20 protein-coding genes are annotated in these 21,405 nt (G+C 61.5%); 14 read left to right on the top strand and 6 right to left on the bottom strand.

Annotation, left to right across the window (positions count from 1 at the left end):
* Positions 1-1,797: an outer membrane protein assembly factor BamB family protein gene (locus K8B33_RS03055; protein WP_223423153.1), complete on the top strand. Its 1,797-nt coding sequence runs from the start codon at positions 1-3 to the stop codon at positions 1,795-1,797.
* A gap of 22 nt (positions 1,798-1,819) precedes the next feature.
* Here K8B33_RS03055 and K8B33_RS03050 read toward each other — a convergent pair whose 3' ends face one another.
* The 3 genes from K8B33_RS03050 to lexA are packed head-to-tail and all read right to left on the bottom strand — an operon-like array spanning position 1,820 to position 3,732.
* Entirely contained in the window at positions 1,820-2,632 is an 813-nt protein-coding gene (locus K8B33_RS03050) for a TatD family hydrolase (protein ID WP_223423150.1), read from the bottom strand.
* 9 nt (positions 2,633-2,641) lie between these two features.
* Positions 2,642-3,127, bottom strand: a complete 486-nt coding sequence (locus K8B33_RS03045; protein WP_223423148.1) for a DUF1499 domain-containing protein — start codon at positions 3,125-3,127, stop codon at positions 2,642-2,644.
* Positions 3,124-3,732, bottom strand: coding sequence for a transcriptional repressor LexA (gene lexA / locus K8B33_RS03040; RefSeq protein WP_223423145.1), 609 nt, complete (start codon positions 3,730-3,732; stop codon positions 3,124-3,126). Before lexA ends, K8B33_RS03045 begins: the two co-directional genes overlap by 4 nt.
* A gap of 212 nt (positions 3,733-3,944) precedes the next feature.
* On the opposite strand from lexA, the gene K8B33_RS03035 reads away from it, so the two are divergent.
* On the top strand, positions 3,945-4,604 hold the full coding sequence (locus tag K8B33_RS03035) for a cyclic nucleotide-binding domain-containing protein (protein ID WP_223423142.1): 660 nt from the start codon (positions 3,945-3,947) through the stop codon (positions 4,602-4,604).
* Between the two features lie 26 nt (positions 4,605-4,630).
* On the opposite strand, the gene K8B33_RS03030 is transcribed toward K8B33_RS03035, so the two are convergent.
* Positions 4,631-5,071: a universal stress protein gene (locus K8B33_RS03030; RefSeq protein ID WP_223423140.1), complete on the bottom strand. Its 441-nt coding sequence runs from the start codon at positions 5,069-5,071 to the stop codon at positions 4,631-4,633.
* 264 nt (positions 5,072-5,335) lie between these two features.
* Here K8B33_RS03030 and topA point away from each other — a divergent pair, with 264 nt between their 5' ends.
* The 11 genes from topA (at position 5,336) to K8B33_RS02975 (ending at position 15,806) form a co-directional block, all read left to right on the top strand.
* Positions 5,336-8,089: a type I DNA topoisomerase gene (gene topA, locus K8B33_RS03025; protein WP_223423138.1), complete on the top strand. Its 2,754-nt coding sequence runs from the start codon at positions 5,336-5,338 to the stop codon at positions 8,087-8,089.
* A 3-nt stretch (positions 8,090-8,092) separates the two neighbouring features.
* Positions 8,093-8,629, top strand: coding sequence for a hypothetical protein (locus K8B33_RS03020; RefSeq protein ID WP_223423135.1), 537 nt, complete (start codon positions 8,093-8,095; stop codon positions 8,627-8,629).
* A gap of 13 nt (positions 8,630-8,642) precedes the next feature.
* The gene (locus K8B33_RS03015) at positions 8,643-9,311 is read left to right on the top strand and encodes an LOG family protein (protein ID WP_223423133.1); all 669 of its coding nucleotides are present in this window, start codon (positions 8,643-8,645) and stop codon (positions 9,309-9,311) included.
* Between the two features lie 115 nt (positions 9,312-9,426).
* On the top strand, positions 9,427-10,053 hold the full coding sequence (locus K8B33_RS03010; protein WP_223423131.1) for a TetR/AcrR family transcriptional regulator: 627 nt from the start codon (positions 9,427-9,429) through the stop codon (positions 10,051-10,053).
* Positions 10,054-10,066: 13 nt separating this feature from the next.
* Positions 10,067-10,540, top strand: a complete 474-nt coding sequence (locus K8B33_RS03005; protein WP_223423128.1) for a L,D-transpeptidase — start codon at positions 10,067-10,069, stop codon at positions 10,538-10,540.
* A 27-nt stretch (positions 10,541-10,567) separates the two neighbouring features.
* Entirely contained in the window at positions 10,568-11,635 is a 1,068-nt protein-coding gene (gene nagZ / locus K8B33_RS03000) for a beta-N-acetylhexosaminidase (protein WP_223423126.1), read from the top strand.
* Positions 11,636-11,682: 47 nt separating this feature from the next.
* Positions 11,683-12,861: a mechanosensitive ion channel family protein gene (locus tag K8B33_RS02995; protein WP_223423124.1), complete on the top strand. Its 1,179-nt coding sequence runs from the start codon at positions 11,683-11,685 to the stop codon at positions 12,859-12,861.
* The gene (locus K8B33_RS02990) at positions 12,858-13,439 is read left to right on the top strand and encodes a hypoxanthine-guanine phosphoribosyltransferase (protein WP_223423122.1); all 582 of its coding nucleotides are present in this window, start codon (positions 12,858-12,860) and stop codon (positions 13,437-13,439) included. The genes K8B33_RS02995 and K8B33_RS02990 overlap by 4 nt, the downstream gene beginning before the upstream one ends.
* A complete protein-coding gene (locus tag K8B33_RS02985; protein WP_223423120.1) occupies positions 13,436-14,200 on the top strand; it encodes an S-methyl-5'-thioinosine phosphorylase in 765 nt (254 codons plus the stop codon). The genes K8B33_RS02990 and K8B33_RS02985 overlap by 4 nt, the downstream gene beginning before the upstream one ends.
* The gene (locus K8B33_RS02980; RefSeq protein WP_223423118.1) at positions 14,197-14,625 is read left to right on the top strand and encodes a hypothetical protein; all 429 of its coding nucleotides are present in this window, start codon (positions 14,197-14,199) and stop codon (positions 14,623-14,625) included. The genes K8B33_RS02985 and K8B33_RS02980 overlap by 4 nt, the downstream gene beginning before the upstream one ends.
* Positions 14,625-15,806, top strand: a complete 1,182-nt coding sequence (locus tag K8B33_RS02975) for a BaiN/RdsA family NAD(P)/FAD-dependent oxidoreductase (protein ID WP_223423116.1) — start codon at positions 14,625-14,627, stop codon at positions 15,804-15,806. The genes K8B33_RS02980 and K8B33_RS02975 overlap by 1 nt, the downstream gene beginning before the upstream one ends.
* 8 nt (positions 15,807-15,814) lie before the next feature.
* On the opposite strand, the gene K8B33_RS02970 is transcribed toward K8B33_RS02975, so the two are convergent.
* A complete protein-coding gene (locus K8B33_RS02970; RefSeq protein ID WP_223423113.1) occupies positions 15,815-16,519 on the bottom strand; it encodes a peptidoglycan binding protein CsiV in 705 nt (234 codons plus the stop codon).
* 13 nt (positions 16,520-16,532) lie between these two features.
* Positions 16,533-19,976, bottom strand: a complete 3,444-nt coding sequence (mfd, locus tag K8B33_RS02965) for a transcription-repair coupling factor (protein WP_223423110.1) — start codon at positions 19,974-19,976, stop codon at positions 16,533-16,535.
* Between the two features lie 197 nt (positions 19,977-20,173).
* On the opposite strand from mfd, the gene K8B33_RS02960 reads away from it, so the two are divergent.
* Entirely contained in the window at positions 20,174-21,397 is a 1,224-nt protein-coding gene (locus tag K8B33_RS02960; RefSeq protein ID WP_223423108.1) for a carboxylate--amine ligase, read from the top strand.
* Positions 21,398-21,405 lie beyond the last annotated feature (8 nt).

Below are 21,405 nucleotides of genomic sequence, written 5' to 3'. Positions count from 1 at the left end.
ATGAAGACGTTAAAACGATTCGTTCTGATTGGCGCGCCGATTTTTCTTGCCAGCGCCTGTGCAACATTACCGCCTTCGGAAATTGATCCCGCCTGGCACGGTGATGTGCGGGTGGCACCTCTGGGCGCCGTACATCTGATGGACGAGAGCCAGCGCCTGGTGGTCTCCAGCAACAAGTCGGTGTACCTGATCGATGCCAATGATGGGCAGCGCGTCGCCGCGTTTCCCGAATCGTTCTGGGATGCCTTCCTGCGCGCAGGGACGAGTGTTGACGTCGAAGTGCAAAGCGGACGCCGTACTGAGTCTGTTTCCCTTGATTCGCTGCTCTGGTCGGATGTGTACGACATTGCCGCCCTTGAGGCGTCATCGACATTCTGGATGTTTGACTATCGCAAAGCGCAGGAGCGTATCGTTGCAGTGGATGCGCGCAGCGGCGAGCAGCTCTGGGCGTCCTCCGATTACGCCTATAGCCTGAACAAGTATGAAGGTCTGATTCAGGAGGCGGCAGGTCGCGCCGGGCGTGCTTTGGCCGGAGCGCTGGGCGCTCAGCATGAAGCGGAGACCCCGGAGACGCGACGCGCGCGCCTGGCGGCCTTCATGGAACGTGTGGTGCACGAAATTCCCGGTTCGCAGGATGTCTTTTTCAAGACCTTCGACGGACTGCTGCTGATGGATCCCCGTACCGGCCGGGTCAAGGCGCGTTTTGCGGACTTCCAGGGTGCCGGGATTGCTGACGTGCATGTCTTGCCCGGTGGGGATTATCTGGTGTTGAGCGGACACACCAGTATCGGCGAGCTGTCATTGTCGCAGGGCAACTCATTGGCGCGTATCCGCCCCAACGGGCAGCTTCGGTGGTTGGCACAGCACAGCGGTCGTCGCACCGGGGGGCTGATTGTTGAAGGCGATATCGCTCTGGTGGATGGCAGCCCGCTGGAGGCTTTCGACCTGCGCCATGGCAATAAACTGTGGCAAGCCGCGAATAACCGGCGTGATGAAAACGACCACCATGTCGTCGTGGACGGCGGTAGCGTCTATATCGCCAGCGCGGTGGCCGGTGGGACAGCGGGTGCCTTGGGCGGCATGCTCGGCGACGCAGCAGTGATCCCTGAGGCGGTCGTGGAAAGGCGTGACCTGCGCACCGGCGAGCGGCGCTGGGCCAGTGCGCCGGCCCGTGGTCAGTACAATGGACTGACAGTGCATCAGGGAACGGTACTGGTGACGGGCCATGGCCGTATCTTCGGTGGCAGTGTCGGCGTGCGGGCATTGAGCGCCGACACCGGCGGCGTTTTGTGGCAACAGGAAGACCTGGCGTCAACCTGGCGTACAGGACCCATGGTGGTCAGCCCGCCGATTGTCAAAGGTGATCTGGTTATCGTGGTGGAGCGTGAGCAGGTCAATGGCCTGGATCTGGCCACGGGCGAGCAACGCTATCGCCTCAATCATGCTGATGCCGGGACAGGCTTGCTGCTGGGCACAGTGCAGCGCAACGACATGCTGGTGGTGATCGGCAGCGAGGCGACACTCGGTCTGGATATGCGCCAGGGCACCCGGCAATATGCGACGCCTACTGATCGCGTCAGCCACTACAGTCTCCATGGTGCCAGCCTGGTCCTGAAAAGCGGACAGCGCAATGCACAACGCGTGAACCTGGATAGCGGCACCTCGAGCCCGGTGGTGCGTCTGGGGAACGGCAGGACTTACTTTGGTGACCTGAGCGACGGCTTCGCGATTGACGGCGATGCGCGGCAGGCTATCGGTGTGAACGAAGAAGGAAAATTGCACGGCTACCTGTTCTGAGCCGTTTCCGAGAGATATTTTCCTACACGGCACCCTGCTGCGGCGTAATACTGAACAGTTCGCAGCTGTTGCGATAGGTATATCCGGCGACTGCTGCTGGCGTGTCGTCGCGGCATACCGCCAACTGCTGAACGATCCAGGGCAGCAGGGCCGGCTCGTTGCGGCCCTTGACCGGCGGCTTGTGTGGCAAGTCTCGCGGGATCAGGTACGGGCTGTCGGTTTCCACCAGCAGGCGATGGTCAGGAATATTGTGCACCAGCTTGCGCAGCGGCTCGCCGCGTCGCTCATCGCAGAGCCAGCCCGTGATGCCGATATGGCAGTCCATATCCAGATAGGCGAACAGTTCTTCCTTGCTGCCGGTGAAGCAGTGAACGACAGCGCCCGGTAGTTGGTCGCGATACTCTTTCAGGATGGGCAGAAAGCGCTCGTGGGCGTCGCGCTGATGCAGGAATACGGGTTTCTGCACCGCGACGGCCAGCCCCAGTTGCGCGGCGAAGGCATTCTCCTGTGCCGGGCGGGGGGAAAAATCGCGGTTGAAATCCAGGCCTGTTTCGCCGACAGCGCGCACGGCATCGTCTTTCGCCAGCGCCGCCAGGCTGCTCAGCATGTCCGGGCAGAAATGACGCGCTTCATGGGGGTGCAGGCCGGCGGTGGCGAACAGGTTGGTGTGGGCGGCGCTGAGAGCGACGGCGCGCTGGCTGCTTTCCAGATTGGTGCCGGTGACAAGCTGCCAGCGCACGCCGGCATCCTGCGCCCGCTGCAGGACGTCATCAAGGTCATTGGCGAAACGCTTGTCGCTGAGATTGACGCCGATATCAGCCAGTTCATCCGTCATCTTTGTATTTCACTCAGTGCGAGGCTGCATTGCCGCATTCAACTCGTCACGGAGCTGCTCGATCCGTCGTGCGTTAGCACCCATATCCCAGTAGCCGACGCGTGAGGCCGAGCGCACATCAATCCGGCCGTCATCGTGTAGCCAGAAGGCGACATCGTCCTTGAAGCGCATCAGCCGACTGGTAAATACGGCATGCACATAACGTGTGTCCTGGCTTTCCCAGGTGACGCGAGGCAGTGCATCCAGGACCTGAGAAAGATGCTTCCGGCTTTCTTCCAGGGTGCTGCCGCCCTGCAGCGGTTCCACCAAGCGGTCGGGGCGTTCGGCTACCGTATGGGCAATAGTCGCTGCGCAGTTAGGGGCTTTCGGGCAGGGCGCAAAAGGCACCGCCGGTTCCACGTCAGCTGCGGGCGCAGGTTGGTTTGCGTATGTCAGCGCAGGGCCCAGCAGCAGCGCCGCACAGAGCAGAGGGGTGGTAAATACAGATCTGGTCATACCGCATCCCGTATCAGCCCCACAAAGATACCTTCGATAACCAGCTGGTCGGCACCGACGGTGATGGGGGAATAGTCGTCGTTGGCTGGCATCAGTGTAGCACTGCCATTCCCCAGTTTGAGGGTCTTCACCGTGACGTCGTCGTCAATGCGTGCCACCACGATCTGTCCGGATCGCGCCATATTGCTCTTGCGTACGGCAATCAGGTCACCATCCAGGATGCCAGCGTCCTTCATGCTGTCGCCCTGAACGCGCAACAGGTAAGTGGGCCTTTGCCGGAACATGCCCTGGGGCACCGGCACACTGCGTTCCACGTTCTCGATGGCTTCGATGGGCAGGCCGGCGGCCACTTTGCCGACGACCGGCAGCTCATCTTCGGGCCAGAGGGCAGCGTCCAGCATCTGGATGCCGCGTGAACGGTCATTGTGCAGGCGGACATAGCCCTTGCGCTCCAGCGCACGCAAGTGATCGGACGCCGCGTTCTTGGACTGGAACCCCATGAGCTCGGCGAGCTCCGCCCGGGTGGGGGCCATACCGGTGTCGGAGAGAAACTGGCGAATGCAATCCAGTACCTGCTGCTGGCGGAATGTCAGCTTGTCACTCATGGTGGCGTCCTCACGTTAAGTGCTGCCGGCCTGTCTGGTCGGTTAATGATCAGATGCTAGCATGGATACTGTCGAAAAGAACAGTGCCCTTTGGTCAGCACGTCGAGATATTTGCGCGTACATCGGTAGACCGTTGAACAGCCGGGCAGCCGCGACTAGCATTGGCCGCGGCCGGATTTCCGGGGGGATACATAAATGAAGGAACGGAACCAATGAAGCTGGTGAATCGGTCTGACTGGCCGGATGAACGTATCAAGGGCTTGCTGGCGGGGGTGCCCTTCTTCAACGAGGTGCTGCGAGCGGACGCCGAGCAATTCCAGTTGCTGCTGGATCATGCGGATGTGCTGGTAGCGCAGCCCGGTGATGTCGTGATGCGTCAGGGGGACGACGACAACTACCTTTATTTCCTGCTGCGGGGGCAGTTGGGGGTGATGGCAGATCAGCGTGAGGCGGGCAGTCAGGTGCTCAATTACATATCGCCGGGCGAGGTGTTCGGGACGCTGGCGATGCTGCGCGGCACGCCGCGCACGGCGACCATCCGTGTGGATGATGCGACCCGGGAGGCTGTACTGGCCCGCATCGATTTCACGTTGTTCAGCAATATTCGTGCGGCCAGTGTCTTCTCGTTGGGGACCCGGCTGTCGTTTTACACCATGCTGGTGCACAACATCCGCTGGACGCTGGAGGTCAACCGCATGCAGGAACCGGAGCATCCGGTGGTCTCGCAGTTGCGCAAGGTGCCACTGTATACCGGCGCCAAGGGCACGGAGGAGGAGCTGGATGCCCTGCATCAGCAGGCGCATGTGCTGGCCGATCTGCTGTGCCAGTGGAATGAGTCGCCGCCAGCCATGGGCAACATGCAGCTGACCTGAAAGACCGCACAGAAAGGCCGTAAAAGTCAGCTGCGGGGGATTTTCACTGCGAGGACATCACAGTGCGCCCCCGGTACCACACCCCGTGCGGTGGAGCCCAGCAACAGGGCGAGGCCGGTGCGGGTGTGGCTGCCGATGACGATCAGGTCGGCACCGAGCATGTCGGCCTTGTCCTGGATGGTTTTCTCAATGGAGCCCAGTTCGACGTGCACCTGCGTCGGCGGCACCCGGAATTCCCCGGCGTAGAGGTCGATATTCTCACGCGCCTGTTGCATCAGGCTGGCCTGGAGATCGGTCACATCCATCGGCACATCCGCCCCGTAAGCCAACGCCAGGGGTTCGATGACATGCAGCAGATGCAGCCTGCCGCCGCTCCCGTCGACGATGGCGGCGGCGCGCGACAGCACGCAGCGAGACTCCTCGCTGCCATCGATGGCGACCAGCACATCCTTATATGTTCCGCCCATTGACACACCTCCGCGGCACCTGTCTCCATGATGTAGCACAGCTGGCGCGGTCTGGCAAAGAATCCGGGAAAAGACGTTTTTCAGCCTGCCTGAAACGGGGGGCAGGATGGGGGCCGGGACGGGGGCTGGAAAGGGCCCGAAAAACAGGTTCCTTGACCTTGACCGCAAACGCTTGCGTAAATAGGCGGCCTTTGGGACGGCTGAACGCCTGCCATGGCACAGGCCCGCAGGCACCTGAATATCCGCATCCGAGTAAGAGAGCTGATGGGAAAATCGCTAGTAATTGTCGAGTCTCCGGCCAAGGCCAAGACCATCAACCGGTACCTGGGCGACGACTTTATCGTCAAGTCCAGTGTCGGCCATGTGCGTGATCTGCCGGTCAGCGGCGGCGCCAGGACCAGCCCGGCCGAGCGGGCAAAAGAGGCGGCCTATACCCGTTCGTTGCCCCCGGAGGAGCGTGCCCGGCACAAGCAGAAGAAGGCCCGCGACCAGCTGGTAAACCGCATGGGCGTCGATCCGGACAAGGGTTGGGATGCGCGCTATGAGATCCTGCCTGGCAAGGAAAAGGTGATCGACGAGCTCAAGCGTCTGGCGGCCAAGGCCGACCGCATCTACCTGGCCACTGACCTTGACCGCGAGGGGGAGGCGATTGCCTGGCACCTGCGGGAAGTCATTGGCGGCGAAGACACCCGGTTTGATCGGGTGGTGTTCAACGAGATCACCAGCAAGGCCATCAAGGATGCGTTCAAGCAGCCGGGCAAGCTGGACATGCACCGGGTGGAAGCCCAGCAGGCGCGGCGTTTTCTGGATCGCGTGGTGGGCTTCATGGTGTCCCCGCTGCTGTGGGACAAGATTGCCCGGGGCCTGTCTGCCGGTCGCGTTCAGTCCGTGGCGGTGGAGCTGGTGGTGGAGCGTGAGCGCGAGATTCGTGCGTTCAACCCGGAAGAATACTGGGAGCTGCATACCGACACCCGTGCGCCTGCCGGTGAAGACGTGCGTCTGGCACTTGCCCGCAGCGGCGACAAGGCGTTCAGGCCGGATAACGAAGCGGATGCCCGGCGTGCCGAAGCCGATCTGAAACAGGCGGGCAAGCTGGAAGTGGTGGGTCGCGAAGACCGGCCGACACGCTCGAAGCCGTCGGCGCCGTTCATTACCTCGACCTTGCAGCAGGCCGCCAGTACGCGGCTGGGCTACGGCGTCAAGAAAACCATGACCATGGCGCAGCGCCTGTACGAAGCCGGTCATATCACTTATATGCGGACGGATTCCACTAACCTCAGCGCCGACGCGGTGGAAACCTGCCGCAAGTGGATTGTGGCGGAGCTGGGTGAGCGTTACCTGCCGGAAAAGCCGATCAGCTATTCCAGCCGTGATGGTGCCCAGGAAGCCCACGAAGCCATTCGCCCCTCGGATGTGCAACGGACGGCGGAATCACTCACGGACATGGAGCGTGATGCGAAGCGGCTGTATGAGCTGATCCGCAACCAGTTCATCGCCTGCCAGATGCCCCCGGCGGAGTATCTCAGCAGCACGATCACGGCCCGCAGTGGCGAGTACGAGCTCAAGGCCAAGGGGCGTATTCTCAAGTTCGACGGCTGGACGCGCATCCTGCCGCCGATGTCCCGCAAGGGGCAGGAGGACGTGGTCCTGCCCGCGCTGGAGCAGGGCGATACGCTGAAGATTACGAAGATTGATACGACTCAGCACTTTACCAAGCCGCCGGCGCGCTATACCGAAGCGAGTCTGGTGAAGGAGCTGGAGAAGCGTGGCATCGGCCGCCCGTCCACCTACGCTGCGATTATCTCGACGATCCAGGATCGCGGCTATGTGCGCCAGGATAACCGCCGTTTCTATGCGGAGAAGATGGGCGATATCGTGACGGATCGCCTGATGGAATCGTTTCCGAACCTGATGGATTACGGTTTTACGGCCAGCATGGAAGAAACCCTGGACAAGGTCGCCGCTGGCGAACGCAAGTGGCGTGATGTGCTGGATGAGTTCTACGCGGATTTTGTCCGTCGGCTGGAAGCCGCTCAGGGCGAAGCGGCGGGCAAGCTGGCGCAGGGCGGCATGCGTGCCAATCTGCCGACCGACACGGACGTAGCGTGCCCCAAGTGCGGCCGTCACATGCAGATCCGCACCGGCTCGACAGGCGTGTTCCTGGGCTGTTCGGGGTACAACCTGCCACCGAAAGAACGCTGCACAGCGACCCTGAACCTGTTGCCGGGCGAAGAAGCGGTCAGTGCCGATGATGACGAGGCGGAAGCGCTGGAGCAGCGCCGCAAGCGTCGTTGCCCGTTGTGCGGTACGGCCATGGACAGCTACCTGCTGGATGAAAAGCGCAAACTGCACATCTGCGGGAATAACCCGGACTGTGCCGGTTATGTGGTCGAGCAGGGCGAATTCCGCATCAAGGGCTATGACGGTCCGGTGCTGGAGTGTGAGAAGTGCGGCAGCGATATGGAGTTGCGCACGGGCCGGTTCGGCAAATTCTTCAAATGCACCAACGATGAATGTGGCAATACCCGCAAGTTGTTGCGCAACGGTGAACCTGCGCCACCGCGGGCTGACCCGGTGCCGATGCCGCATCTGAAGTGCGAAAAGGTGGATGACTATTACCTGCTGCGCGACGGCGCCTCGGGGTTGTTCATGGCGGCCAGCCAGTTCCCCAAAAACCGGGAAACCCGCGCACCGCTGGTGGAAGAGGTGCAGTCGGTCAAGGACAAGCTGGACCCCAAACACCTGTACCTTGCTGAAGCACCTGCCACGGATTCCAAGGGCAACAAGGCGGTGCTGCGTTTCAGCCGCAAGGCGCGGGAACAGTATGTGATGACCGAGGTCGACGGTAAGGCGACAGGATGGGCTGCCTTCTATCGTGACGACCGTTGGCAAGTCGAGGACAAGAGCGCAGAGAAGAAACCGGCGAAGAAAAAAGCCGCAGCCAAGAAAAAAGCAGTGAAAAAGAAAGCCGTAAAGAAAAAGGCGCCGGCAAAGAAAGCCGCAGCGAAGAAGGACTGAGCCATGTCGAGAATGGTGCGCGAAAGCGGTACCAGCGGGCTGCGCGAAAGGCTCTGGTTCGCCCGTGAGAGTCTGACGCTGTTGCGGCAGGCGAAGCAGAACGGTGCCGCGCCGGGGCAGCAACTGGCGTTACGTGGCGCTGTCATCTTTCATGCCTACAGTGTGCTGGTAGGGCTGGTGCGCCAGGCAGCAAAAAGCTACAGCGTAGCCGGTTGTGACCCGTTGCTGAGTCTGGCTGCGCTGGAGGCACAGTTTCGTGCTGCCGACGTCGAGTCGCCGGAGCTGAATCTGGTGGCGCGGGCGCGGGCTGACCAGCGCGATCCGCTGGCGTGGCTGGATGCGCAAGTGATGGGGGCCTTCGGTGCCGCCGGCATGGCACGGCGCCCGCAGCCCCAGGCCGAACAGGGCCAGCGTCTGGCGATTGCGGCGGAAGATCCCTATGCGCCACTGGCGGACGGCGACCTGTCTCGACTGGCGGCAGCGATCGACCGTGTGGCCGTCGTGCTGGAAGAGAGTGCCCCTTATTCTGACGAGTGGTAGAGGCTGAACAAACATGGAAGAAAGTCGGATACGTGAAGCATGGCGTGTACTGCGAATCCAGTCGGAGCTGGTGGATGGCATCGACAAGCTGGCGGACATAGGCCCGTCAGTCACCATCTTCGGCAGTGCGCGACTGGGCGAGGAATCGCCTTATTACCGTGATGCGGAAACGCTGGCGGCGCGTTTTTCTGAAGAGGGCCTGAACGTGCTCACCGGCGGCGGGCCCGGCATCATGGAAGGGGCCAACCGCGGTGCGTTTGGCAAGGCCTCCTGCTCTATCGGCCTGAATATTTCCCTGCCCCATGAACAGAGTGCCAATCTGTATCAGGATCTGGGCATCAATTTCCGCTACTTCTTCGTGCGCAAACTGATGTTCGTCAAACATGCGGTCGGCTTTGTCGTCTTTCCTGGCGGCTTTGGTACCATGGATGAGCTGTTCGAGGCACTGACACTGGTGCAGACCGGCAAGACAGCGCCGTTCCCCATCGTCCTGTTCGGCAGTGCCTTCTGGGCGGGCCTGGTGGACTGGATGAGCGAGCGCATGCTGGACGAGGGCTGTATCAGTGCGGCGGATCTCGAGCTGTTCTCGATCACTGATTCGGTGGACGAGGCGTTTGATATCGTCTTCCGCGCCCACAGCAAAATGCCGGAGCGCTCGGACAATCTGCCGCCCAGCGTCTAGACCTGGTTGCCCCTTTCCTTGACAGCGATGCCTTGCAAACATATGTTTGAAACGTTTGTATGCCTCGGTGATTCTCTGCCGGGCAGTCATGGTGCGGAGAGGCGGGGACACAGGCATGGCGGCGCAGTCGGGTACGGTGGAACGGATTCTGGATACGGCGGAGGTGCTATTTGCCGAGAAGGGCTTCGCTGAAACCAGTCTTCGGGCCATCACCAGCAAGGCCGGTGTCAATCTGGCCGCAGTCAATTACCACTTCGGGTCCAAAGAAGCCCTGATTCAGGCGATCTTCGAGCGTTTTCTGGCGCCGTTCTGCGCGGAGCTGGGTGCCAGCATGGCGCAGCTTGCGGCAGATGGGGAAACTCCCGACCTGGAGCGGCTGCTACGCATGATGTCGCGCACCGCACTGGGGGCTCACGGCAGCAGTCCCGAGCGCCTGGCGCTGTTCTTTCGCCTCTCCGGCCTGGCCTACACCCAGGCCCAGGGACATCTTCGACGCTTTATCCGTGAGCAATACGGTGACGTGTTCAATCGCTTTCTGACATTGTTGGCCAAAGCGGTGCCGGATGTGCCACCGCTGGAGCTGTTCTGGCGAGTACACTTTGGCCTCGGTGCCACCGTATTTGCCATGTCCAGCATGGATTCCCTGCGCGCGCTGTGTAAAAGCGATTTCGACACCGAGTTGAGCGCGGCGGACGTGACCCAGCGCCTGTTGCCGTTTATCGTGGGCGGCATCCGGGCCTGATACTGATTTGCCAATGCACATCCAGATTTCCCTTTCGCAACAGACGCTGACCTTTGATGACGGGCAGGGCGCTACGGTGACCTATCCGGTTTCCACCGCGCGAAACGGCGCCGGGGAGCAGGAGGGCAGTGGCTGTACACCCCGTGGCCGACATATCGTGCGCGCCTGCATTGGTGCCGGGCAGCCGCTCAACGCGGTATTTGTCGGGCGCAGACCAACCGGTGAGATCTGGTCCCCGGCGCTGGCGGCGGCTTTCCCGCAGCGCGACTGGATACTGACCCGGATCCTGTGGCTCAGCGGTTGTGAGCCGGGTCGCAATCGCCTGGGCGCCGTGGATTCCATGCGGCGCTTCATTTATATTCACGGCACACCCGATACCGAGCCCATGGGCGTGCCCGCATCCCACGGCTGTGTGCGTATGCGCAACGAGGCGGTGGCAGCCCTGTTCGACAAGGTGCGAGCGGGTTGCCCGGTAACCGTATCCTGATCAAGCAACCCCTGACTGGGCGATTTCATGTCTGACTCTCACACGACTTCTCGGCAGATTCCTGCGTATCCCGGTCTGCTCATGCTGGATATCGCGGGCACCGCGCTGGACGACACCGATCGCACCTTGCTTGCCAACCCGCTGGTCGGCGGGTTGATTCTGTTTGCCCGCAACATTCATGATCGCGCGCAGCTTTGCGCCCTGACAGCCGATATTCGCGCGCTGCGCCCCGACATACTGATTGCCGTGGATCAGGAAGGCGGGCGTGTGCAGCGCTTTCGTGACGGGTTCGTGCGTTTGCCGCCGATGGCGGCACTCGGTAAGCGCTACGAGGACGACGCCGAGCAGGCGCTGGTGGACAGTCGCTTGCTCGGCCGCCTGATGGCGGAAGAAGTGCTCGCCTGCGATGTGGATATCAGCTTCGCGCCGGTGCTGGATATCGACCACGGCAGAAGCGACATCATGGGGGACCGTTGTTTTTACCACGATGCGGAGGGTGTCAGCGCGCTGGCGGGCGCTTTCGTGGCGGGTATGCAGGACGCGGGGATGGCGGCGACGGGCAAGCATTTTCCCGGGCACGGTTATGCCGAGGCCGATTCCCACCTGGCCCTGCCGGTTGACGAGCGTGACATGACAGCCCTGCGCAAGGCAGACCTGGTTCCGTTTGCGCGCCTGGCGCAGCAGCTCACAGGTATCATGCCGGCGCATATCGTCTACGAGTCCATGGATGATATGCCAGCCGGTTTCTCCCGTTTCTGGCTGCAGCAGGTGCTGCGAGCGGAGCTGGGGTTCAGTGGTGTCATTTTCAGCGACGATCTCAGTATGGCCGGTGCGGCCATGGCGGGTGGCTATCCCGAGCGTGCCCGTGCGGCGCTGGAAGCCGGGTGCGATATGGTGCTGGTGTGTAATGATCGCCCCGGTGCGTTACAGGTGCTGCGTTTTCTGGAAAGCGAGCTATCAACACTGGCGTTGCCGGCCGCGCCGGTCAGTGCCAGATGTCTGCTGGCAGGCGAGGGTCGGCGTATGACCGGTAGCGAACGTGAGGATGCAGAAGCGCTGGCCGAGGCGCTTTGTACTGAAGCAGGCATCATTTGAAGGCAATTGCTGAACACAAGGCCGAAGACAGCGCGGAAGGAAGACTCATGAACGGCGAAATCATCAACGGCGACCTGTTTGAACAGTTGCTGGCAACATCAGCTGAACCGCGCATCTGGATGCTCCAGGTGTTCGTGGTGGTGCTGGTAACGGTCACACTCAACTTCATCCTGATGCGCCTTATCGACCTGATCGAGCGGCTGGTCAAAAATACCGAGACCTTGTGGGACGATGCCCTGCTGGAGGCGGCGCGTCTGCCAGTCAGGCTGGTGATCTGGGTGGTCGGGCTTTCTTTTGCGATCAATATCATGCAGGAGGTGGCGCCCGCGGCGGTGTTCGAATCCTTGCCGGAGATACGCCGACTGTCGCTGATTGTGATTCTGGCGTTGTTCCTGACGCGCTTTATCCGCAATGCCGAACAGGTGCTGGTTGATGGCAGCAAGGTGGACAAGCCCATGGATCAGACCACCGCCAAGGCAGTAGGCAAGCTGCTGCGGCTGTCGGTGGTGATCACGGCGGGCCTGCTGTTGTTGCAGAATATGGGTTACAGCATTTCCGGGGTGCTGGCGTTCGGCGGCATCGGCGGTATCGCCATCGGTTTTGCGGCCAAGGATCTGCTGGCCAACTTCTTTGGCGGCATGATGGTGTATCTGGACAAGCCGTTCCGTGTCGGTGACTGGGTGCGCTCACCGGATCGCGATATCGAAGGGACGGTGGAGGATATCGGCTGGCGGTTGACGCGGATTCGTACCTTTGACAAACGCCCGCTGTATATTCCCAACGCCATGTTTTCCAGCATCGTGGTGGAAAACCCGTCGCGCATGCATAACCGTCGTATTTTTGAAACACTCGGTGTGCGCTATCAGGATGGTCCGAAGTTGCAGGTGATCTGCGACGAGGTGATGCGCATGTTGCAGGCGCATGAGGAGATCGAGAGCGATCATACCCTGATGGTGAACTTCAACAGCTACGGCGCGTCATCGCTGGAGTTCTTTATCTACGCGTTTACGCGCACCACCAACTGGGTGAAGTTCCATCAGGTGAAGCAGGATGTGCTGCTGAAAGTCATGGCCATTGTCGAGTCTTATGGCGCTGAGTTTGCCTTTCCCACGCGCACGCTGCACTTCCAGCCTGCGACGCCGGCGGAGGCGTCTTCCCGGAGCGTCACCAGCACGCCACCGGCAGCCCAGGCGGCGCCTGCACAAACTGGAGAGAGTCCGGAATGAACGAGTTGTTACGCAAAGAGCTGATGCAGGTTCGCGAACAAGCGCGCGAGCTGCACGACATGGCGGCAGTGGACGCCGGTATCGACCAGGTTGCCCGGGCATTACGCCGGGATTATCAGGACCGTAACCCGCTCCTGCTGACGGTAATGAATGGCGGCGTCGTGTTCGCCGGGCGTTTGCTCACCGCGCTGGATTTTCCGCTGGAAATTGATTACCTGCATGCCACCCGCTACACCGGTGATACGGCCGGGGGCGATATTCAGTGGCTGGTCACACCCGGGGTTAATCTGGCCGGGCGCCACGTCATCATCATGGATGACATTCTGGATGTAGGCACAACACTGCTGGCCATCATCGACGCGTGTCAGGCGCAAGGTGCGGCCTCTGTGGCAACGGCGGTGCTGGTAGACAAGCAGCACGAGCGCAAGGCGCGCCCGGGCCTGGTGGCGGATTACACGGCGGTGTACGCCGAGGATGCCTACCTGTTCGGTTGTGGCATGGATTACAAGGGCTTCTGGCGTAACGCTCCCGGGATCTATGCGGTGGCGGACACGGCGTCGTCAGGAGACGCGTCATGACGCTGGCCCTGATTGGCGGTACTGGCTTGAGCCGGATGCCTGGTCTGGTGATCGAGAATGCAGACGCTAATGCCGGCGCCAATGCCGTCGTCACCGAGTGGGGCGAGTCCGCTGCGCCGGTGTTGCAGGGTCGCCTCAACGGGCTGCCGGTGCTGTTTCTGGCCCGGCACGGCAATCCCCATCGCCTGTTGCCACATCAGGTCAACTATCGGGCCAACATTGCCGCGTTAAAGCAAGCGGGTGCCAGCGCCATCATCGCGGTCAATGCGGTGGGGGGGATCAGTGCCGAAGCAGCCAGCGGTGTCATGGTGCTGCCAGATCAGATCATCGATTACACCTGGGGCCGGGATATGACCTTTTTTGATCAGGGTCAGACGCCGGTGGTGCATGTGGATTTTTCCTGGCCTTTCGATGCCGCACTGCGCGAACGTCTGGCGGTGGTGCTGGCGCGCAGCGGTATGCCCTGGCTGAACGGCGGTTGTTACGCGGCGACCCAGGGGCCTCGCCTGGAAACGGCAGCCGAAGTGCTTCGTCTGGAGCGTGATGGCTGTGACATCGTCGGGATGACCGGCATGCCGGAAGCGGTGCTGGCCCGGGAGCTGGAGTTGCCCTATGCCATGCTGTCGCTGGTGGTGAATCCAGCGGCGGGTAAAAGCGAGCGGGAGATCACCATGGCCGAGATCGAGGCGGTGCTGCACCACGGCATGGACAGTGTCTGCCGGGTGCTGGCGGAGACCTGCGCCGATATGTTACGCCAATGATTCTGCAGATCCTGATCGGCACAGTAGTATTTCTGGTGCTGGTACTGGCGGCGTTGCCGTTTTGGCTCAGGCGCCCCGGATCAAGTGTTCCCGGTGCTTATTATCTGGCGCAGACATTCCGTGACCAGGTGGTGGATGTGTGGCGGGATTTCCGTGTCGCCAACGAGGATTACCCGCGCCACCGGGATAATCCGGTGTGGGTGGGTGAGCTGGCGGCCACCTTTGCCGGTGTTTTTGCCCAGCAGGTGGTCGACAAGTACGACCGGGAAATGCGCGTCTGGCGCGACGATCTGCTGGCCCGGGAAGGGCAGGCGGGGGTGCACCGGGCGATCATTATTGCGGCGCTCGAGTTTCAGTACCGGCAGGATCAGCAGGCCTTGAGTGAGGCGCTGGTGGTCGCCTTGCATCGCTGCGGTGCGGCCTGATGGCGCACCGCGATGTGGTGGTGATCGGGGCTGGCGCTGCGGGGTTGATGTGCGCCGCCACGGCGGGCTATCGCGGCCGCAGTGTGCGGGTGATTGATCACGCCAACAAACCGGGCAAGAAGATTCTCATGTCCGGCGGTGGGCGATGTAATTTTACCCATCTAAATACCTCGGCCGCGCATTTCATTTCTGCCAATCCGTCTTTCTGTATTTCTGCGCTGAAGCGCTATACCGCCCGGGATTTTCATGAGCTGGTGGAGCGGCACGGTATTGCATGGTGCGAGAAAGGGCCAGGCCAGTTGTTCTGCGTCGACAGCAGCCGCCCGATCCTCGATATGTTGCTCACGGAATGCGACTGGGCCGGTGCCGAGATCGCACTGAATACCTCAGTGGCCGCCATCGAGCGCCGTGAGGGCGGGTTTCTGTTGCGCACATCGGCGGGGCCGCTGACCTGTGAGGCCCTGGTGATTGCCTGCGGGGGCCTGTCGATTCCCACCATGGGGGCAACCGGTTTTGGCTACGAGGTGGCCAGGCAGTTCGGTTTGCCGGTGTTGCCGGTCCGGGCGGGGCTGGTGCCCTTCACATTACAGCCGGCGTTGAAGACCGCGCTGGCGCCTTTGTCCGGCATCAGCGTGCCGGTCAGCGTGGCGTGCAACGGGCAAACCTTTACCGAGCCCATGCTGATTACCCATCGCGGCCTCAGTGGTCCCGCCATGTTGCAGATTTCCAGCTACTGGCAGCCCGGTGACACGCTGGCAATCAATCTTCTGCCCGACACCCGGGACGTGCAGGCTGTGCTTGCGGACCAGCGCAAGGCGACCCCTGCTGCGAAGACCGAGGCGTTGTTTGCGCGCCTGTTTCCGCGTCGCTTCGGGCAGTGGCTGACTGAGCAGCACGGCTGGCAGCAGGACTGGCAACAGTTCAGCAACGCCGCGCTCGAGCAGATGGCGGAGCAGTTGCGACACTGGCAGGTCAAGCCGGGGGGCACGGAAGGGTATCGCACGGCGGAAGTGACATTGGGCGGCGTGGATACGCAGGCCGTATCCTCGCGGACGTTCGAAGCCCGGGACGTACCCGGGTTGTTTTTTATTGGCGAGGTGCTGGATGTCACAGGCCAATTGGGAGGGCACAACTTCCAATGGGCCTGGTCATCCGGGTATTGCGCGGGGCAGTTTGTCTAGATTTTTTTCTAGCGTGTCACTTTGACCACAATGCCGAACAGCGGATGGTCGATGTAGTGCAATTCATCGCTGCGCATGCGGCGGCTCTGGTCGATATTGACGTAGTAGCGCTGGTCGTCACTGTCGACCCGGGTGAACCACAGATTCGGGTCGATATGCAGGAAGCGCGATACGCTGAGTTGCAGGGTGCCTTGCAGTTCGTACTGGGGGGCGCTGTCAAACACCGACATGTCCTGGCTGCCCTGATCGCCATCACCCTCAACGTCGCTGAAGCTGCTGCGGTACAGCGCCGGGTCCGGTGACAGCTCGCGGCCGCCCTGGATATGCACCGGTATGGTCTGATCCCGTTCGCGCATGGGCTGGCGCCAACTGCTGTGGAACAGGCTGCGATACTCGCCGCTGCGTTCCATTTGCTGGCGCATGGCGGTCAGCGACAGGCGATCATCCGGCAGTGCCTGCCAGGCGCCCTGGCGCAGGGCCTGACGGTCCGGGTTGCTGGCGTTGTCGGGCAGCGAGGCGCCGCTGGTGCGATAGCGCACGTGGTCGCGCGGGTATTCCGGGCGGACATCCAGGCGCCAGTGCTCGCCACCGCTGGCCTGGGTGCGGGCAAAGACCAGCACTTCCACCTGGAACCAGCGCTCTTCCGCGCTTGCCTGAGCGGGCATCAGGCCCAGAGGGGCCAGTATCGCCAGCAGCATGATCCAACGTGTCATCAAGTATTCCTTTTCAGGTCAAGTTATCCAGCAGGCTTTCCACTGCGACGAAGCGTTCTTCCTCGGTATCGGCTTCCAGGGTAAAGCGCAGCATGCTGGCGCCCTGCAGGCGGTAGCGGTTCGGGCCTGATTGTACCAGCTTCACGAGGCGCAGCGGATCAATCGCCGTGCGCTCGGAGAATTCCAGCCGACCGCTTTCGCTGCCGGCATCCACACGGCTGATGCCCAGCGCCTCGGCGCGCTGCCGCAAGGCGGTAACCCGGAACAGGTTCTTGACCTGCCGGGGCAGCATGCCGAAGCGGTCGATCATTTCGACCTTGAGTTCATCCAGTTGTTCACCGGTGCGGCAGCTGGCAATGCGCTTGTACAGACCAAGCCGGGTAAAGACGTCCGGCAGGTAATCCTCGGGGATCAGCGCCGGAACACGCAGGTTGATGTCCGGGCCGCCGGAAAGCGGTTTGGCGGTATCGGGTTGTTCGCCGCGCTTGAGCGCCTCCACGGCCTGTTCGAGCATCTCCATGTACAGGGAAAAGCCGATGGACTCGATATGCCCGTGCTGCTCGTCGCCCAGCAAGGCACCGGCACCGCGAATCTCCAGATCGTGACTCGCGAGCATGAAGCCGGCGCCCAGATCCGAGGCTTGCTCGATGGCTTCCAGGCGTTTCACCGCATCCCGCGTCATGGCCTTCGGGTGGGGCGTCAGCAGGAAGGCATAGGCCTGGTGATGGGAACGGCCGACGCGGCCGCGCAGCTGGTGCAGCTGCGCCAGGCCGAATTTGTCGGCCCGCTCGATGATAATGGTATTGGCGGAGGGCACGTCGATACCGGTTTCGATAATGGTGGTACACAACAGCACGTTGAAGCGCCGGTGGTAAAAGTCGGACATGATCTGCTCGAGATCCCGCTCGCGCATCTGCCCGTGAGCAATGCCGACCCGGGCATCGGGGACCAGCTCACGAATCTCCTCGGCCGAGCGCGCCATGCTGTCGATGTCGTTGTGCAGGAAGTAGACCTGACCGCCGCGCAGCAGCTCGCGCAGGATCGCTTCCTTGATGGCAATGGGATTTTTCTGCTGCACAAAGGTTTTGACCGACAGGCGCTTTTCCGGCGGCGTGGCGATGATGGAGATGTCGCGCATGCCGGACATGGCCATGTTCAGGGTGCGTGGAATCGGCGTGGCGGTGAGGGTGAGAATATCGGCCTCGGCGCGCAGCTCTTTCAGGCGCTCCTTGTGGCGCACCCCGAAGCGGTGCTCCTCATCGACGATCACCAGACCCAGATCACGGAATGTGACTGACTCCTGCAGCAATTGATGCGTGCCGACCACGATATCCACGGTGCCGGCCTCCAGGCGTCGCAGGACGTCGGTCTTTTCCTTCTGGCTGCGGAAGCGGCTCAGCACTTCGATGTGCACGGGCCAGTCGGCAAAGCGGTCACTGAAGGACTCATAGTGCTGCTGGGCGAGCAGGGTAGTGGGCACCAGAATGGCGACCTGAGTATTGTTCTGCACGGCGACAAACGCTGCGCGCATGGCCACTTCGGTCTTGCCGAAGCCGACATCGCCGCACACCAGCCGGTCGGTGGGGCGGTTCGCCTGCATATCGCTGAGCACGGCATTGATCGCCGCCTGCTGGTCGGCGGTTTCCTCGAACGGGAAGCCGCTGGCGAAGCGATTGTAGTCGTCTTCCGGCACGGTGAAGGCGCGTCCTTCACGTGCCTCGCGGCGGGCGTAGGTATTCAGCAGCTCGGCGGCCACGTCATGAATCTTCTCGGCGGCCCGCTGGCGGGCCCGGCCCCATTGATCCGAGCCCAGGCGCGTCAGTGGCGCGTGTTCCGGGTCTCCGCCGCCGTAGCGGCTGATGAGATGAAGATTCGACACGGGCAGGTAAATCTTGTCGCCACCTGCGTATTCCAGCAGCAGAAATTCGTGGGCCTGGCCGTCCACCGTCATGTGGGTCAGCCCGCGATAGCGGCCGACGCCATGGTCGATATGCACCACCGGTGAGCCGGATACCAGCTCGCCGAGTGAGCGGAAGGCCTGATCGGCGGTCGTCTCCTGACCGCCTTTGCGGCGTCGGCGCTGCATGATCCGCTCGCCATAGAGCTGGCTTTCCGCGATCACCAGATAGCCGGCCTCGGGCGCCCAGAAACCCTGATCCAGCTCGCCCACGGTCAGTGACCAGGGCGCACTGCCATCGAGGAACCCTTGCCAGCCCTCCACCAGTTCAGGCTGCAGGCCCTGTTTCTGCATCAATTCCAGCAGAGCCTCTCGACGCCCGGGCGTCTCTGCGCAGATCAGCACGCGCAAGCCGGGGTGCTGCGCGGGCAGCGCGATCAGCGAGGCGAACGGGTTGGCGATGCGGTCACTCGGAGGCTGTGGTGGCGGGGTAAAGCCGAAGCTGACGCCGTCCTGCGTGTCTGTGCCGGGGGTCAGGCGCGCCCGGGGATGGCTGCGCAAGTGGCGGTTGAGCTCGTCCACGGGCAGGAACAGCTCCGCTGGCGCCAGAATCGGCCGACGGATGTCATGGCGCCGGTCTTCATGGCGTGTGTTGACCTCTTGCCAGAAATGCTCTGCTGCCGCGTCGCAGCCCGACAGTTCGACCAGGCGCACCGCTGCGGGCAAATAATCAAACAGCGTAGCCATCTCATCGAAAAACAATGGCAGATAATACTCGAGCCCCGGGCTGGCAATGCCGTCGGACACATCCTGGTAAAGGCTGCACTGCCGGTGATCCACATCAAAGCGCTCGCGAAAGCGATTGCGGAAATGGGCGATCCCGTCGCTGCTGAGCGGGTATTCAGCGGCGGGCAGCAGGGTGATCTGTTGGACCTGATCCACCGAGCGCTGCGTCTCTGCGTCAAACAGGCGCAATGACTCGATGTCGTCGTCGAACAGCTCGACGCGAAACGGTTGGCGAGTGCCCATGGGAAAGATATCCATGATGGCACCGCGCACGGCGAATTCACCGTGCTCATAAACGCTGTCGCGCTGGCGATAGCCGCAGGCCGCCAGGCGTGAACGGGTGGCGTCCATGTCAAAGCGCTCACCCACTTGCAAGGCAAAGCTGCTGCCGCTGATCTGCATGCGCGGCGCCAGCCGTTGCATGACGGTATTGACCGGGGCGATGAGCACGCCGCGACGACTTTCAGGCAGCCGATGCAGCACTTCTATCCGCTCGCTGATGATGTCCTGGTGGGGCGAGAACAGGTCATAGGGCAGGGTCTCCCAGTCCGGGAACAGCATCACCGGCACATCGCTGCCGTCGAGATAGAACGCGAGGCTGTCCGCCAGTTGTTGCGCGGCACTGCTGTCCGGCGTGATGACCAGCAGAAGCTGTGTTTCGCGCTGCGCCAGTGCCGCAAGCGTAACCGCCAGACTGCCGCTGTCCAGGCCTGGCCAGTTACGGAACCGGTCCGGTCCGGTGGGGAACATCTCTGCGGAGGGAAGAAGCGTCATTGGCTGATGAAATTATCTGAATCAAGGGAGCCGCATTGTAGCGGAAACCAGCCGTGAAAGCGCCAGTTTGTGGGTTGTCAGATTGGGGGGCGGGGTGTGGTCACTGCGTGACTAGTGTATGGTGTCTACGCTCTTGACGGCCTCGCTGGTCTCAACGCTGGCGAGCAATGCACTGCCAACGTAATGGAGGCAGCATTATGAAGAAAGATCCGAACAAGGGCTTTGTCGCGTTACTGGGCTGGAGCCTCAATGCGGTGGAAGCCGCCGAATCCTTCGACCGTCGCTATGTCGTCGTCGCGCCCGACTGGGCCGAAGAGTATTGCCAGCAACACGACATCCCCTATGTCCCCTGGAATTTCGAGCGACTCAATGATCGCTCCATGGAAATTGCCCAGACGCTCAAGGATATGGGCGTTGATGTTGCTATTCCGCTGTTCGAGGAAACGGTGGAGTGGGCTGGCGCAATCAACTCGGCATTGCTGAATAACCCGCGTCTGCTGGGCCAGGCGATGCTGATGCGCGACAAATCCCTGATGAAACGCCGCGCACAACTGGGCGGTATTCGTGTCGGTATCTTCGAAGAAGCGCATGATCGTGATGATGTCATCCGTTTTCTCAAGCGCGTCAATCAGACCCTGCTGAAGCTGGATGGCGATCCCAACGATCCGATCCATCTCAAGGCGTTTGATAAAGCCGGTTGCCTCGGTCATCGCGTGATTCGCACACCGGACGAAGTGGACGCGATTCCCGATGAAGAATTCCCGTCATTGATGGAGTCACATCTGGATGGTTGGGAGTTTGCCGTCGAGGCCTGGATCCATGATGGCAAGATTCGCTTTCTGAATATTTCCGAGTATGTGTCGCTGGGCTATTCCGTTTTTGTACCCGCGTCGCCGGAACTGGAGAGTTATCGGCCGCAAATTCGCTCTCAGATTGAAAAACTTGTTAAAACCTTTGATATCGAGTTCGGCTTTATTCATCCCGAGTATTTCGTGACCAGTGACAGCGAGATGTATTTCGGTGAAGTGGCTTACCGACCGCCCGGCTTCAAGGTGTTCGAGTTGCTGGAACGGGTCTATGGCTTTAACGCCTACCATGCACTGATCCTGTCATTCGATCCGAAGACCACGGAAGAAGAGATTACCGGTTTCTTCCCGAAAGAGGTGGAGGACGCTGACGGCTATGCGGGTTGTTTTGGTGTGTACCCGCGCCGCCGTGTGGTCAGCCGTCTCGAGATTCCGGCTGAAACGGAAGATCATCCCTATTTCGAATCCCATGAGCTGACACCGCCGCAACAGGAAACGGTGACCAAGCGCACGGCATTCGGGACCCATTGGGGCCTGATGTATTTCCGCGGTGAAGATTCCGATACGCTGAAGACGTTGCTCAAGCATCAGGAAGATCTCGATTTCTATGTGTGACAATTCAG

This window comes from Alcanivorax limicola (assembly GCF_019931215.1).
GTDB classification, from domain to species: Bacteria; Pseudomonadota; Gammaproteobacteria; order Pseudomonadales; family Alcanivoracaceae; genus Isoalcanivorax; species Isoalcanivorax limicola.
Note: the sequence above shows the minus strand (reverse complement) of the source record. Positions and strands in the feature narration are given on the sequence as shown.